Source organism: Rhizobium sp. NLR8a (assembly GCF_019685235.1).
GTDB lineage: Bacteria > Pseudomonadota > Alphaproteobacteria > Rhizobiales > Rhizobiaceae > Rhizobium.
The window spans coordinates 1-15,317 of sequence record NZ_JABDWI010000012.1 but is presented as its reverse complement, the minus strand read 5'-3'; the positions used below and the strand labels follow the sequence as shown (position 1 = coordinate 15,317).

General features: G+C 60.4%; 12 protein-coding genes and 1 pseudogene. 4 read left to right on the top strand and 9 right to left on the bottom strand.

Translation table 11 applies throughout. The annotated features are described in order from the left end of the window. Position 1: 1 nt before the first annotated feature. The 4 genes from HJC04_RS22525 to HJC04_RS22510 all read right to left on the bottom strand — a co-directional run bounded on the left by HJC04_RS22525 (position 2) and on the right by HJC04_RS22510 (position 2,555). Complete coding sequence (locus HJC04_RS22525) at positions 2 to 661, bottom strand: glutathione S-transferase family protein (protein ID WP_210633334.1); 660 nt, start codon at positions 659 to 661, stop codon at positions 2 to 4. Then, positions 658 to 1,506 (bottom strand): aromatic ring-hydroxylating dioxygenase subunit alpha, encoded by an 849-nt coding sequence (locus HJC04_RS22520; protein WP_210633336.1) that lies wholly within the window; start codon positions 1,504 to 1,506, stop codon positions 658 to 660. Before HJC04_RS22520 ends, HJC04_RS22525 begins: the two co-directional genes overlap by 4 nt. Then, positions 1,503 to 2,141 (bottom strand): Rieske 2Fe-2S domain-containing protein, encoded by a 639-nt coding sequence (locus HJC04_RS22515; RefSeq protein WP_221147173.1) that lies wholly within the window; start codon positions 2,139 to 2,141, stop codon positions 1,503 to 1,505. The genes HJC04_RS22520 and HJC04_RS22515 overlap by 4 nt, the downstream gene beginning before the upstream one ends. Positions 2,142 to 2,261: 120 nt before the next feature. Next, the gene (locus tag HJC04_RS22510; protein WP_221147172.1) at positions 2,262 to 2,555 is read right to left on the bottom strand and encodes an acylphosphatase; all 294 of its coding nucleotides are present in this window, start codon (positions 2,553 to 2,555) and stop codon (positions 2,262 to 2,264) included. Positions 2,556 to 3,371: 816 nt separating this feature from the next. Here HJC04_RS22510 and HJC04_RS22505 point away from each other — a divergent pair. The 3 genes from HJC04_RS22505 (at position 3,372) to HJC04_RS22495 (ending at position 10,485) form a co-directional block, all read left to right on the top strand. Then, positions 3,372 to 9,320: an AAA family ATPase gene (locus tag HJC04_RS22505; RefSeq protein WP_221147171.1), complete on the top strand. Its 5,949-nt coding sequence runs from the start codon at positions 3,372 to 3,374 to the stop codon at positions 9,318 to 9,320. A 50-nt stretch (positions 9,321 to 9,370) separates the two neighbouring features. After that, on the top strand, positions 9,371 to 9,997 hold the full coding sequence (locus tag HJC04_RS22500) for a response regulator transcription factor (protein WP_210633342.1): 627 nt from the start codon (positions 9,371 to 9,373) through the stop codon (positions 9,995 to 9,997). Between the two features lie 272 nt (positions 9,998 to 10,269). Beyond that, positions 10,270 to 10,485, top strand: a complete 216-nt coding sequence (locus HJC04_RS22495) for a hypothetical protein (protein WP_210633343.1) — start codon at positions 10,270 to 10,272, stop codon at positions 10,483 to 10,485. Between the two features lie 67 nt (positions 10,486 to 10,552). Here the strand turns inward: HJC04_RS22495 and HJC04_RS22490 are convergent. From HJC04_RS22490 to HJC04_RS22480, 3 genes and pseudogenes are all read right to left on the bottom strand, one after another. Then, positions 10,553 to 10,879, bottom strand: a pseudogene (locus tag HJC04_RS22490) (ISNCY family transposase); the annotation flags it as partial. Between the two features lie 135 nt (positions 10,880 to 11,014). Continuing rightward, positions 11,015 to 12,010, bottom strand: a complete 996-nt coding sequence (locus HJC04_RS22485) for an IS30 family transposase (protein ID WP_210633345.1) — start codon at positions 12,008 to 12,010, stop codon at positions 11,015 to 11,017. A gap of 178 nt (positions 12,011 to 12,188) precedes the next feature. Then, complete coding sequence (locus HJC04_RS22480; protein WP_221147170.1) at positions 12,189 to 12,752, bottom strand: threonine transporter RhtB; 564 nt, start codon at positions 12,750 to 12,752, stop codon at positions 12,189 to 12,191. 130 nt (positions 12,753 to 12,882) lie between these two features. On the opposite strand from HJC04_RS22480, the gene HJC04_RS22475 reads away from it, so the two are divergent. Beyond that, positions 12,883 to 13,086: a hypothetical protein gene (locus HJC04_RS22475; protein ID WP_210633349.1), complete on the top strand. Its 204-nt coding sequence runs from the start codon at positions 12,883 to 12,885 to the stop codon at positions 13,084 to 13,086. Positions 13,087 to 13,131: 45 nt separating this feature from the next. Here HJC04_RS22475 and HJC04_RS22470 read toward each other — a convergent pair whose 3' ends face one another. Further along, the gene (locus HJC04_RS22470; protein WP_221147271.1) at positions 13,132 to 14,994 is read right to left on the bottom strand and encodes an ABC transporter transmembrane domain-containing protein; all 1,863 of its coding nucleotides are present in this window, start codon (positions 14,992 to 14,994) and stop codon (positions 13,132 to 13,134) included. Between the two features lie 99 nt (positions 14,995 to 15,093). Next, on the bottom strand, positions 15,094 to 15,317 hold a 224-nt coding region (locus tag HJC04_RS22465), incomplete at its 5' end, for an aminotransferase class I/II-fold pyridoxal phosphate-dependent enzyme (protein WP_221147169.1).

Genomic DNA, 15,317 nt, shown 5'->3' with positions numbered 1-15,317 from the left:
CTCACGTCTCCTCGTTGACGGGATGAGGGTCGGGTTTCAACTCGTGCAGCCGGTGGATGCCGGGCATTTCGATAAAACCTTCAAGGCTGCGGATGGCGCGCAGCCAAAGCCTAATGTTCGGATAGGGATCGAGCGAGATTCCGCCGTCGGGCGCCAGTGCCACATAAGGGAAACAGGCGATGTCGGCGATCGTCGCACGGTCGCAAGCCAGGAACCGCATGTCGCGGAGCCGCTGCTCAAAGAGGCCGGCTTCGAGCTCGCGCAGCGCCGCGACTCCTTGTGCCTGCAGGACTTCGATATTGCCGGGACGCAGAAGCATCTGATGCAGCCGTGCGCCGCCGAGATTTGTCGTCAGCCGATGCGAAAACGAGAGCCATTGGTGCACCCGCGCGGTCTCCTCAGGCGCGCTCATACCCAGCCAGTCAGGCCCGCTCCGGGCGGCGAGATAGGCGAGCATGGCCGAAGATTCTGTCAGCACCAGATCGCCATCCACGAGGATCGGGATTGAGCCTGCCGGATTGAGGGCCAGAAGCTCAGGACCACGATGTTCCTTGCCGGGATGGAAATCGACCGGCCGGATATCCAGCTCGACGCAGAGGATGGCAGCCATCAGGCGGATCTTGTAACAGCTCGGCGATAGGATGTAGTCGTAGAGCTTCATTGTGCGACCAACTGCGCGCCATAGAGATAATTGTGGCGCTTCAGCCAGCGCCGGTAAGCGATAGAGGTCAGGTCGGCCCTGGTCGGGATTTCCATGCCCGGATCGAGCGGCAGAAGCGCCGGGATCTGGTTTTCGAGGATCGATCGATCCTGCAGGAAAATCATTTGCTGAAAATGGATGAGGTCCGTCATTGGCGTCACGTCGTCGAAGAGGGCCATCCACGGCCATACGTCACAGAGATCTTCGGCAAGCGGCTGGACGAATAGGGTAATGACGTCCCATTCCTCCGGGCGGGGAGGGCAGGTCTTGTAAAGCACCGAGCAGGTCGGGGCAGGCACGCGGTACATATACTCGGTGGTTATTCCGCCGGTCGCCGACTTTGCAGCCTGCGGCTGGTAGAATTTCACCTGCGTCGCCCAGACTTCATCCTCCTTCTCGCGGATCTCGACTTTATAATTTTCGACCTCCGTATGCGGCTCGGCGCCGAGTATATCGGTGTGGACGAAGGGAAAATGCGCAATATCGAGGAAGTTCTCGACTGCTCTCAAGGGGGAACAGCGTACCCGCACGACACCGACATCGACGAAGCGGCGGCCGGGCTGATCCGCTTCGGGAATGGCGAAGAGCTCCTTGGCGGGGGTGCCAAGAGAAGACCAGACATGACCATAACGGACGCGGACGGGCAGGGCACGCCCATCGCCCGATGTGACCCGCGCCGCGCCATCAGCCGTGCGCATCACCTCTATGGGCTCGCCCATCAGAGCAGTCCTGCTTCCTGCACCGGTGAGCTGGCTGAAGAGGCCAACCGGGTACCATTCGTCGATCATCGCACCGGCCCCTTTCATGCGACATCCTTCTGGCGTGTTTCCGCGCGGCGGCGCAGGGCTTCGGCAATGCGGGACGCCGCAGTCCGATCTGCGACAGTGCGCTCCCGTTCGACCAGGACATGTATCAGAGTGCATCCGATCTGCGCCGCGGGCAACAGCCGAACCCATGGATGGTCCGCGACTGGGATCAACCCGCTCGCGGCCTTGCCGCCGGCTGCTGCTTCGATTGCCACGATGTCGGCAACAAGCGTCAGCGAGCGTATTGGCGCCAAACCATCCAGGCTTGGCGGCGGCATTGCCGGCTCGCCGACTGCGACCCAGACGATTCCATCTGATTCCTCGACCCGCTGAACTGCCACGCGGATCGTTTCCGGCGGCACAAGGTCTGGATGAGCCGGGATGCGAATGCATCCTCCCGCCGGAGAATAGCTCCAGCCATGATAGATACAGGAGAGCGCCTCGCCCCGCACGAAGCCGTGCGACAGTCGCATCCCGCGATGCGGACAGCGATCCGAAGAAGCTGATGCGCGCCCGGACCGGCTGCGCCAGAGAGCGATCGATCCTGCCGGCGTCCAGGCCGGAATGACGCTTGCCGGAGGCAGATCGGCAGAAAGGGCGACAGGCGTCCAGGAGCCGGTCGTATCGGAAGGCATAACGGTCAATTCCTCAATCTTACCAGTGGGCTGGCGCCTGCGAGCTGGTGTCGGTGCAACCCCGGTTTCTGACGCTTGCATAAAAAATTCGCATTGGCAACAATGATCAAATTAAGGGCATCAAGTCGGATGGCGTTCCGACTTCGGTGTAGAGATGGGATCTACAATCCTGCGCTGAATCTCGTCGACCCAGACATCGATTGGCCCCAACGAACACGCCATTTCCAGCATGTCGATCAGCTCGACAGGCCCTGCGACCTCGAGTTCGATCCGCTCGGCGCCGGCCTGCAAAAAATCTTGGGAAAGGCCGAGCTTGTCGGCATGGCGGCGTATCCACGGGACGAATGAGGCGGAACTGACGTCGCCAAGGATCGCGATCCGTTCGCGTAGCTCGTTCTGCCGTGATCGTGTCATGGAATTCTCTCGTTCGACCTGCGATAAACAGCATAGCAATTCGCCGTCGTTGCGAAAGGGGCATAAGGGGCATAAGGGGCGTTCCTGGATCGTTCGAGCGATCACGGCTGAGGGTGCGTGCAATCTCTGCCTGCCAGATCTTCTTGGCATGCATCTGCGCTATCACTCGGCGTTCGTCCGAACTCAACTGCACGAAAAGCAGACCATTCCGGGATCGCCCGTGGCGCGATCCGTCTCCCATTGCAGCCGGCGTCGATTATGTTGAGGTCATCGCCGGACTTTCTTGCAGACTTATAGAGGTTGCGCCGCTCGCTGCCGATAGCTTCCAACGGGATCCGCCGGCATCGAATGCTAGTCTAGCGACTGGGTGATCAGCACGAAGAAGGGCGAGCTGATACATCCGGCATTATGGGTCTCGTTTAGGAAATCGGGCGAAAGGGCTAAACAAATATACTTCGGCATAATAGCGGGGGCGCTCCAGGCAGAGTTAATGTTGCAACGGCCCTAAAGCAAAACGCCCTCCCATCACGGGCCGACTTGCCGCGCCGGCGTTTTGCTTGACCGCAAGACCTTCACCCCTGCCGGCGCGGCGCCTCTTATAGCATGAAACCGCATTGCCGCAGCTTTGCTCTTCGCGGACCTGCCTTAACAACATGCACTGGAACCTGAGTCGGGAAGATCAGCAGAGATGCGACCCCCTCAATAATCCGAAGCATAGGCTCGTTGACATGAGAGGAAAGTCGGTGAAGCTTGATTGGGTCTCCGATGCCTGCACCTCCGATCGTATGCGGGCAGCATCGAAGCGAGCGGTGTGCAATGGACGACACGGTCAAAGATGCGCAGAAGACCAGGAAAAACATGTTCGGACGGAAGCGCGCTCTCGCTTCCGTCGGCCAGCAGACTTCGACTGACCTTCGGCACTACGAGCCACAATCATCCTGGAGTGACGGCGATCGCATCTTTACACGAGAGCTGATCCGGAGCGGCAACGGCGCATCAAAAGCCGTTCTGAGGGTGCAGCTTGCAGCCGAACATCCCAGCCGAACCAGCCTCGACAGACTGGCCCACGAATATCGCCTGAAAGACGAACTCGACCGGGAGTGGGCAGCCAAACCGCTGGATTTCACAACGGAAAACGGTCGTGTCGTGCTCGTCCTCGAAGATTGCGGCGGCGTGCCCCTCCCGCAGTTGATGGGACGGCACAGCCATGGCATGGCCGCCGAACTCACCGTCTTTTTGCGTCTTGCCAAGGGCATTGCGGCGGCAGTCGGCAAGGCTCACGGATGCGGCCTCATTCACAGGGACATCAAGCCGGCGAATATATTGGCGGACGAGACGGAAGGGCGGGTCCGTCTCACGGGCTTCGGAGTGGCGTCGCATCTTTCTCGTGAGCGCCAGGCCGCCGAGCCCCCTGAGGTCATTGCTGGCAGCCTCGCATACATGGCGCCCGAACAGACCGGGCGCATGAACCGGTCGGTGGACTCGCGTAGTGACCTCTACGCCGTCGGCATCACGCTCTACGAAATGATCACCGGCCAGTTGCCGTTCACCGCTTCGGAGCCGATGGAATGGGTGCACTGCCATGTTGCCAAGCGACCGGTGCCGCCGTCCGAGCGTGTCAGAGAGCTACCAGGCGTTATCTCGGCAATCGTGATGAAGCTGCTCGCCAAGAACGCAGAGGAACGCTACCAGACGGCCGCAGGGCTAGAGGCGGATCTGCGACGTGCCCTCGTCCAGAGCGAGAAGCATGGGCGGATTGCAGAATTTCCGCTCGGGACACGCGATGTGCCGGACAGACTGGTGATTCCCGAGCGGCCCTACGGTCGCGAACGCGAAATCGCCGCCCTAACCTCCGCATTCGACCGGGTCGTCGCAGGCGCCGGGCCGACGCTGGTGCTGGTTTCGGGTCATGCCGGCGTGGGCAAATCCATGGTCGTGAATGAGCTCCACCGCGCGCTCGTGCCGCTGCGTGGGCTGTTTGCCTCCGGCAAATTCGACCAGAACCAGCGCCACATTCCTTATGCGAGCGTAGCGCAGGCCCTGCAAGGCCTCGTCCGAGTGCTGTTGGGCAAGAGTGAAGCGGAACTCGCGCCCTGGCGCGCTGCTTTAACCAAAGTACTGGGCGCGAGCGGTCGGCTGCTGGCACCGCTTATTCCGGAACTTGAATCTCTCATCGGCCGGCTTCCGGCGGTTGCGGATCTGCCGCCTCAGGACGCCAAACGCCGCTTCCAATTGAACATTAGGCGCCTACTGCGCGTGTTTGCCACAGCAGAACATCCGCTCACGCTGTTTTTAGACGATCTCCAATGGTTGGACGCAGCAACGCTCGATTTGCTTGAAGATTTGTGCACCCAGCAGGACATGCGTCACCTGCTGCTCATCGGCGCCTATCGCGACAACGAAGTATCGTCCACCCATCCGCTGATCCGCCGGCTGGCAGCGATCCGGGAGGCCGGTGCCCAGGTGCATGAAATCGTGCTGACACCCCTTAGGCTGGAAGATCTGACCCGGATGCTGGCCGACGCTCTTCATTGCGGAAGCAGCCGTGTCCAGCCGCTTGCTCGACTAGTGCACAAGAAGAGCGGAGGCAATCCCTTCTTCGCGCTCCAGTTCCTGAGCACCCTGCCGGACGAAGGCCTGCTGGAATTCAATCCCGAACAGACGCACTGGGATTGGGATCTCGATCGCATAAGAGCCAAAGGCTATACCGATAACGTCGCGGATCTGATGCTAAGCAAGCTGCGGCGCCTGCCCGATATCACGCAGGCTGCCCTGAACATGCTGGCGTGTCTCGGCAATCACGCGGCGGTTGATACCCTGGCTTTGATCAGGAGCGAAAATCACGACGCGGTTCATGCAGCCTTTTGGGCCGCGGCGCGGGCCGGACTCGTGCTGCTTGAAGAGGGGTCATCATACCGCTTCCTGCACGATCGTGTGCAGGAGGCCGCCTATGGGCTGATCCCTGAAGACGAGCGGGCGGCAGCGCATCTTTCCATTGGCCGCCTCCTGCTGATGCATACGCCGCCGCAGGCACTCGAGGAGAATATTTTCGAGATTGTCGGCCAACTCAACTGCGGCGGCGCGCTCATCGCGCCCGGCGAAGAGCGCGAGCGTCTCGCGGACCTGAACCTGCTTGCCACTCGCCGCGCCAAGGCGTCGGCTGCATACGAATCGGCGCTGGCCTATGCCGGCACGGGTGCGGCTTACCTGCCGGACGATGCCTGGGAGCGCCGATACGAACTCGCTTTCGCCCTCGAACTCCACAGGGCCGAATGCGAATTCTTGACCGGAGCACCGGCGGAGGCGCAGGCCCGCCTTGCAGAATTGGCAAGCCGAGCCGCCAGCCTCGCCGATCTGGCCCGCGTCACGCGCCTGCGCGTCGACCTTTTCATGAGCCTGGGTCGGAGCGATCAGGCCATCATATTCGGCCTCGACTACCTGCACCGGGTCGGCATTTCGTGGTCGTCCCACCCGACCAGGAGCCAGGTGCGCCAGGAATACGCGCGGCTTTGGCGACAACTGGGGGGCCGCCCTATCGAAGCGCTGCTTGAATCGCCCCCTATGGCGGAGCCTGTCGCGCTCGCGACCATGGACGTTCTGACTTCACTTGTTACTCCGGCCCTGTTTACCAACGAGAATCTGCGCTGCCTCATCATCGGGCGAATGGGCAACATCAGCCTCAAGCACGGCAACAGCGACACATCGCCTTATGCCTTCACTGCTGTGGGCACGGTGCTCGGGCCGTATTTTGGCAATTATGAAGCCGGTTTTCGGTTCGGACTGCTCGGACTTGACCTGACGGAACAGCCTGGAATGGAACGCCTGAAGGCACGGGTCTACCTCGCCTTCGGTAACCTTGCGAAATCGTCGTCGCGTCATGTCCGCACCGGCCGTGCGCTTGCGCAGCGCGTATTCGAAACGGCACAGCAGGTCGGCGATCTCACCTACGCCGTTTTAAGCCGGAATAACCTTGTGACTTATCTTCTGGCCGCCGGCGAGCCCCTCTCGCAGGTTCAGCGCGATGCGGAAGCCGGCCTGGACTTCGCGCGTCAGGCCGGCTTTGGAGTCGCCGTCGGTTTCATCAGCGGGCAGCTCCAACTCATCCGAACGCTTCGCGGGCTGACGCCAATCTTCGGATGCTTCAACGATGAAGGGTTCGACGAGCAGCAATTCGAACTTAAGACCGACGGCAAGCCGGGCAGTTGCTTGTACTGGATCCGCAAGCTGCAGGCTTGTGTATTTGCCGGGGATACCCTCACGGCGCTTTCGGCAGCGGCGAAAGCAGAAAGCCTCCTCTGGATGACTCCTGCTATTTTCGAGCGGGCGGAATATCACTTCTACACAGGCCTTTCATTGGCCTCTGCTTTGCAAGGATCGACGACTGAAACAGCTCATTATCGCAAGGCCATGCGCGCTCACCGCCGCCAGCTCGACACTTGGGCCGCGCACTGCCCGGAGAATTTCGCAAGCCGCGCAAAATTGCTTGGCGCAGAGATCGCCCGCCTGGGAGGCCGCGAGTTGCATGCCGAGCGCCTCTATGAACAGGCGATCCAGTTGGCGCATGCGCACGCGCTCCCACACGATGAAGCGATTGCGTATGAGCGCGCTTCCGCCTTTTACCGGGCGCGCGGCTTCGATCAGATTGCTCGCCTCTATCTTCAAAACGCCCGTCGCTGTTATCTCAGTTGGGGAGCCGACGGCAAGGTGCGGCAGCTCGAAGAAGCCTATCCCCAGCTGCGGGATGGACAATCGGCACCGGCTGCAACAAGCACGATCGAAGCGCCGATCGAGCATCTCGACCTCGCCACCGTCATCAAGGTGTCGCAAGCCGTCTCCAGCGAAATCGTCGTCGAGAAGCTGATCGATACGGTCCTGCGATTGGCCGTCGAGCAGGCCGGAGCCGAACGTGGCCTTCTGATCCTGTCGCGTGGCGGCGAACCGCGGATTGCCGCTGAGGCGACGATCCGCGGCGAAGCGGTCCTCATAGAGTTGCGTAATGAGGCCATCGCCGGCGTGATGCCGGAGTCAGTTCTCAATTACGTCCTGCGTATGCGGGAAATCGTCAGCCTCGACGATGCCTCGGCTGAAAAGGCCTTTGCGGGCGATCCCTATATTCGCTATCGCGCGGCCAGATCCATTCTCTGTTTGCCGCTGATCAATCACGCCAAGCTGATCGGTGCGCTTTATCTGGAAAACACTCTGGCGGGCCGTGTCTTCGCGCCAGGGCGCATTCCGGTGTTGAAGCTGATCGCCTCGCAAGCCGCCAGCACGCTCGAAATAACCGGACTTTACCGAGACCTGGCAGAACGTGAAGCGCGAATAGGCCGGCTTGTCGAAGCGAACATCATCGGAATTTTTATCCGGGATATCGAAGGTCGGATTATCGAGGCCAACGAGGCGTTCCTGCAAATGGTGGGCTACAGCCGTGACGAACTCTTGGCCGGTCAGATCATCGATAAAGAGCTGACGCCGCCGGAATGGCGCGAGCGTGACGCCGAAGCCGAGGCCGAGCTGAGAGTGACCGGCAGCGCCCGCCCCTTTGAAAAGGAGTATCAGCGAAAGGATGGCGGTCACGTACCCGTGATGATCGGTGAGGCAAGTTTCGAGGGGGCCGGGAGCCAGGCCGTGGCCTTCGTGCTCGACCTGTCCGAGAGCAAGCGAGCAGAGGAGAGGCTTCGAGCAAGCGAAACTCGTTTTCGGACCTTCGTCGACCATGCCACCGATGCCTTTTTCCTCCATACGGATGATCTGATCGTCATAGACGTCAACCGCCAAGCCTGTGAAAGCCTCGGTTACACCCGGGAGGAATTGATTGGCATGCACCCGCGCGACTTTGACGGAGCTATCGACGAAAAGGCTCTTGCGACATTGGTGGATCGCGTCGACGCAGGACAGCCAATGACTTTCGAAACGCTCCACCGGCGCAAGAACGGAACAACGTTTCCGGTCGAGGTTCGCGTCGGCAAATTCCGACAGGAAGAGCAATGGTTTCGTCTTTCGCTGGCGCGTGACATCACCGACCGCAGGCAAGCCGAGGATGCTATTCAGCTTGCGCGAGCAGAACTTGCCCATGTAAGCAGGCTCACCACCATGGGAGAACTTGTAGCCTCCATCGCCCACGAGGTCAGACAGCCGCTCACCGGGCTGGTCAGCAGCGGCAATGCCTGCCTTCGCTATCTCGACGCTGATCCTCGTGACATCGTCTCCGCCCGTCGCGCCATCGAGCGCATGATCAGCGACGCTTTTCGCGCATCCGAGGTCATCGACCGGATTCGGGCAATGGCGAAGAAATCACCCGAACGCCGGGACCGGCTGAACATCAACGATATCGTGTCCGAGACGATTGCGCTGGTGTCCACGGACCTCGAACGCAGTGCGGTGTCGCTTCGTACAAACCTTACCGACGGCTTGCCCCCGATCGTAGGGGACCAAGTGCAGATCCAGCAGGTGATCCTGAACCTTATCATGAACGCCAGCGACGCGATGGCGGCGATGCCAAAAGGAGCGCGCGAACTCATCGTAAGCACTGAAAAGGCAGCACCCAAAACCGTTTTAGTGGCAGTCCGCGATAGCGGCCCTATCCTCGACCTTGCGAAGATCGGCGATATATTCGAGGCGTTCTTTAGTACCAAACCCAAGGGTATGGGCATGGGCCTGACGATCAGTCGTTCGATCATAGAGGCTCACAAAGGCCAACTCTGGGCCACGCCAAACGCGCCCCACGGTGCCATTTTTCAGTTTACATTACCAACCGAGGAGAAATAATGATCCATGTCCGGGGCGGCGCCTGACCGGCGCGAAACTTGGGGACATGGATGAAGGAGATTGTCTACATCATTGATGATGACGCATCTGTCCGCGAAGGCCTCGGCGATCTCCTGCGCTCGGTTGGACTTGAGGTACTGACATTCGCTTCCAGCCAGGAGTTTTTGGACAGCAAGCGCCCTGACGTTCCGGGCTGTATCATTCTCGATGTAAGGCTGCCGGGGCGGAGCGGCCTGGAATTTCAGAGCATGCTCACTTCCCTTGGAATTGAGCTTCCGGTCATTTTTATCAGTGCCCACAGCGACATTCCGATCTCTGTGCGGGCGATGAAAGCCGGCGCTATCGAATTCCTGACGAAGCCGCTGCGCGAGCAGGAATTGCTCGATGCCGCCTATGCCGGGATCGAGCGCGACTGCGCTCGGAGGCAGGAAGTCGCGCTCATTGCCGAGCTGCGGTCCCGCTATGATTCCTTGACGCCGCGCGAGCGCGAGATCATGAACCTGGTGGTCGCGGGCAGCGTCAACAAGCAAATCGCTGCTCAAGTGGGCTTGAGCGAGGTAACCGTCAAGGTTCATCGCGGCCACGTCATGCAGAAGATGCAGGCGAGATCTCTCGTTGACCTGGTCCGGATGGCGGACAGCCTCGGATTGACGACGAAGCCGGCGTGGGTCCGGTAGGCTCACATATCTAGACCAAAGTATCGGGCGCCTGCCACGGGTGGATAGTCGGGGCTTCAATTCGGCTGGTCGCTTATCTCATTCGGCAATACGTTCCGAAGGCCGTCGGCTCTATCCTCTTACCAGCTGAAAAAACATGCAGAGACAAGACGGACGTTATCACGTCTCGGTGCAAGAATCTGCGTCGGGTCGGCGCATCCCTACCATTGGACGGACGCTCATCGATGTTGACGCAACGCGAGTAACCGAAAGATCGTGGAAAGGTATGATCCATGCAAAACCAGAGATACGCCCTGCAGAAGAACCTGAACATCTACTGGACGGTAATCGATACGGTTTCAGACCGGAAAGCTCTCGTCGATGGCTTCGTTATGGACATGCTTACCGCCGATGAGGGCGAAGAATTGGTCAACATGCTGAACCGTGCAGAATCTCATGCTATCCTTGCGCCTGCCGAGATGGAGCACCGCGATCGAAGACGACAGTAACTGTTCGATCGCCATCGTATGGCGAACCGGCCGTCATCGTCGGTCGCTCGAGCGTGCAGTCCCGGCGAAAGGCGCTCCAAGAGCACGAACCGCAACACTGCATCAACTTGCCTGTCGCATCATCGACAAACACCAACAGCGAGCACGGATCTCGACGATCTGAAACCAGCGGTGCTCGGCCCCGTCGATCTGCACCGGCTCGCCACAGGCTTCGCGCCGTAATCGTGGCTGATGAAACGTCCGCCGTGGCTTGCGCGACAGCCAGAATCTCCGACATCAAGCCGCGCAACGTCTCGCGCGACACACGCAATCTATCGCGCTCGGCAAGCTTCTCGGCCGCCAGCGTCGGGCCGAAGCCCGCATGACGTTCACGAACCAGCGTCAGCGCATAGTCTCAAAGCTAAAGCCGATGGTGCCACGAACCCGTCCCGATCTGATCTTGCAACCCGGACCAGCGCTCAGATCGGGGCTGGTCGGCGCAATCACCGCAGGATCATTCATGAAATCCGTCCTCCGCCCCGGCTTGCCGTCATTTGTTCACTTCACGCCTGAACACTTCAGCTGGGGTGCGGAACCCAAGGCATTTTCTCGGCGTACTGTTCAACCGATCGATCAGTGATCGTATCGATTCATCAGGAACGGACAGGACAGCAGTATCCCTCGGCAGGTAACGCCGAATCCGCCGATTCATGTTCTCAACGGAACCTTTTTGCCAGGGCGCAGACGGATCGCAGAACCATGCATCGGTTCCCATTCCTTGCTTCAGTCGCCGCCAGGAGACGAATTCAAATCCGCGATCAAACGTCAAACTTTGCCGGGCATGCCTGGGCAGGGGGCTGAGCACGTTGATGAGCCGCTCCATGATCGGCTTGGACTGCCGGTCGTTGTTCTTGAACAGCATGGTGAACCGGCTCATCCGCTCGACAACCGTTGCCACATTGGCATTGCCCTGAACCCTTTCGAAGATCATCAGATCGGCTTCCCAGTGACCGAATTCCTTGCGATCGTTGATGGCTTCCGGCCGATGTTTGATCGAACGCTCATCTGGAAAGACCGGGTTCTGCGGTTTGCGAGCATATCTCGGCCGGCGCTTTCTCCGCCGTTCCGGAAGAAGCCGCGCCAGTTGCTGCCGTTGTCCTTCCGGTGAATAGACATATCGGTAGATCGTCTCGTGACAGACGCTTGCCTTGGCCGCTGGTTCGATCTTCAGTCGTCCAGCAATCTGCTCCGGCGACCAGCCGGATTCCAACTTTCCGATCACTTCGTTCCGCAGATCCTCGCGACGAAAGAGCTTGCCGATCCGCCGGCGCCTGTCGCGCGCCATGTCGTTGGCGGTCATCGCCCAGTAGCCCTCGGCATCGGGGAATTCCTGATCGTGCCAGTAGTTGCGTTTGATCTCCCGGGAGATGGTCGCGCGGTCCCGGCCGAGGCGTCTGGCGATCTCAGACTGGCTAAACTTCTGATCCAACATCCTGGAAATCGATCGGCGTTCGTCAAAACTCAAATGCGAAAAGGTACGGATCAAACCATGGCTCCCGAAAAGCAGGCAGCTTAGCGCCTTTGTTGCAGTTCGAGATAGAATGTGCCCCCCGCTACAGGCGATTTCTGGCGTAATCGACATTATGGAACAACGGCCTTTGCCAGCCGCACCAAGGGCTTGCGCAGGCAGTCGCTCCGCCGCGCGCAGCGCAACAGCGCGGGTTTCATCCGCCAAGGGCGCTGAACGTCAGCACGGCGGAGAATGCGACGAGGGTTGCGGATCCGCACCGCCGGGCAAATGGCGGTATCCGTTTTTCACGTCCGAGGATGAGCCTGCCGATCGACAGCCAGATCGAGGAGACTGCCAGGACCACCGATGCGAGAATGGCGATGGATCCTGTCAAAGGCACCTCCTGCGCGGGAGGCACCATCGTCAATCCGATGATCAGCGCTTTGGGATTTAACAGCGTCGTCACGGCCAGCTGCCGCACGCGCACAGCCTCGACAGGGCTCGATCCGATGCCCCAGAGCCGCAGCGCCAGGTACAAAACCCAGGTCGCCGAGACAAGTTTGACGCCTTGCGAAACCAGAGGGTGGTCGCGGAGAAAAGAACTGGCCAGACCGGCCGCCGGAAGGACGATCGCAAGATATGCGGACATGACGGTGGCGAGCAGGGCGATCGCGCGTCCGAAGGTCAGCCCCTGAGATGCCATCGCCAAAATGGCGTTGGTCGGTCCGGGCAGGATGAGAAGCGTGAAAACGCCCGCTGCGAAAGGCAGAAGATGCACTGTTACGGTCTCCGGGTTTCTTCCGCATCTTGCACGGCCGCGCCTGCCGGTCGTTGACAGAGATCATTTGCGGGACGGAACATTCCGGGCACCCCCGACGTTTATTGCGGTTATGTCAGAGGTGGGCGCCATGCCCGGCATGATCAGGTTCATACTCACTCGATTGGCCACGGGCTTTGCAATCGGAAGCGCCGTGGGGTTCTTCGTCTGGCAGAACGGTTTTGCCGCGGCAGGCGGACCGCAAAATTATCTCGCTCAGGGCCTGTTCATCTACCTCTTTGCGAGCACAATCGGCATGGGTTATCTCGCGACGGCTCTCCTCCTGGAAGAATAGCTCCGGAAGATCAAAGTCCCGTTGCGCGGACGCCGGATGATGTCATCACGCTGCGTGCTGTTCCGGTTCAAGACCGGCCGGAATCTTGAACTGCAGCTCCGCCAGGCGCGTATAAAGGCCGCCTTGGCGCATGAGCGAGGCGTGAGTCCCCTCTTCTACGATCTTGCCCTTGTCCATCACCAGAATCCTGTCCGCCTTGAGCACGGTGGCGAGCCTGTGCGCGATCACGATGGTGGTCCGTGCCTCCATCAATTCCTCCAGGCCGCGCTGCACGAGCGCCTCGTTTTCCGCGTCCAGCGATGCGGTTGCCTCGTCCAGGAGCAGGATCGGAGCGTTCCTGAGCATGGCCCGTGCGATGGCCAGTCTCTGCCTCTGTCCGCCCGACAGCGTCAGCCCACGCTCGCCGAGAACCGAACCGTAGCCGTTCGGCAGCTTCGTGACGAAACCATGCGCCTGCGCCTTGATCGACGCGGCGATCACATCTTCGCGCAGCGCGTCCGGCCTTCCGAACGCAATGTTGTCGTAAACGGAGGCGGCAAACATCGTCACCTCCTGCGGGACAATGGCGATTTCCTTGCGCAGGGTCTGCGGGGAGATCAGGGCAAGCTCCCTGCCGTCGATGGAAATGCTGCCCGCCTGGTTTTCGTAGAAGCCGAGGAGCAGGGAGAAAACGGTGCTCTTTCCGGATCCGGAAGGGCCGACCAGGGCGACGGTTTCGCCTGGCGAAACGCGGAAGGAAAGTCCGCTCAGAACCTCCTTTTCCGGTGCGCCCGGATAGGAAAAGCGCACGTCATGCAGTTCCATGCCCCCCTGGGCGGGGGTCCGGAGCGACGTGCAGGTGTGCGGTTCGCGCTCGTCAGTCTGTTCGTTCAGCAGTTCGAACAGCCGTCCGGCGGCGCCGGCTGCCTGCGAAAGTTCTCCCCAGACCTCCGACAGTGAGCCGAGAGAACCGGCTGCGATCACCGCGTAGATGAGAAATTGGCTCAGGCTGCCAGGCGAGAGCGTTCCCGCCAGCACCTTATGAGCCCCCAGCCACAGCACGCCGACGACGCTGACGAAGACCAGCGTGATGGCAATGGCGGTCAGCAAGGCTCTTGCCCGGGAGGCCGCAACCACCCGGTCGAAGGACAGGTCGACATCGCGCCCATATCTCTGCCCCGCAGCATCTTCGCCGTTGAATGCCTGCACGGTGCGGCTTGCCGCAATGATCTCGCTTGCATAGGCCGAAGCCTCGGCAAGCGCATCCTGTGCGACACGGGATTTCTTCCGCACCGAGCGACCGAACAGGACGAGAGGAGCCACCACCAGGGGAATGGCCCCGAGAGCGATGGCCGACAGGCCGGGACTGGTCACGAACATCATGGCAAGGGCGCCGAGGCAGAGGATTGAATTTCTCAAAGCCACCGATGCCGTGAGACTGACGGCGGATTTGATCTGGGTCGCATCTGCCACGAGGCGCGAGGCAATTTCGCCTGAGCGGTTTCGATCGAAGAATGCCGCAGGAAGCCGGATGATATGGTGGAAGACCTCGAGGCGAAGGTCGGTGACCAGCCGCTCTCCCAATGTGGTGACGAAGTAGTAGCGCGCCGCACTTGCGATTGCCAGCGCGACGGCGAGCGCGATCAGCATGAGAAAATAGCGATTGATGAAGGCTCCGTCCGCCTGGTTGAAGCCGTGATCGACCATGCGCCGCACAGCCATCGGCAGGGCGAGCGAGATGAGAGCTGCGGATGTGAGCGCCAGAAGTGCGCAAACCGAGAGCGACCTATGTGGGCGAAGACGCGGAAGCAGGCTGAAGAGCGGAGTGAATGTCCGATTCCGCGAAGGGGGTTCTTTCCCGCCGTCCTTGCCGATGGCGGAGGCTATTTCTGGTGAAATGGCGGCTTGCCAGTCATGCGGGGCTATCATCAACGCCGTTGTCTCCTCGGTGCTTGCTTCACTTTTTGTCCCGCGAGCGGCGACTTATCTCTTTGATCGCGGTCAATCTCGTGCATCTTTCCCCTGTGCTCAGGCTACCATCCGCGCCAGCGCGCAGCGCGACCAAAGCGAATGCAGGGCGTCGACCAGATGGGCGATATCGGCGTCGGAATGCAGCGGTGTCGGCGTGATGCGCAGCCGCTCGGTCTTCTTCGGCACGGTGGGATAGTTGATCGGCTGGACATAGACGCCGCAATTGTCGAGCAGCAGGTCGGAGATCCACTTGCACTTGGCGGCATCGCCGACCATCACCG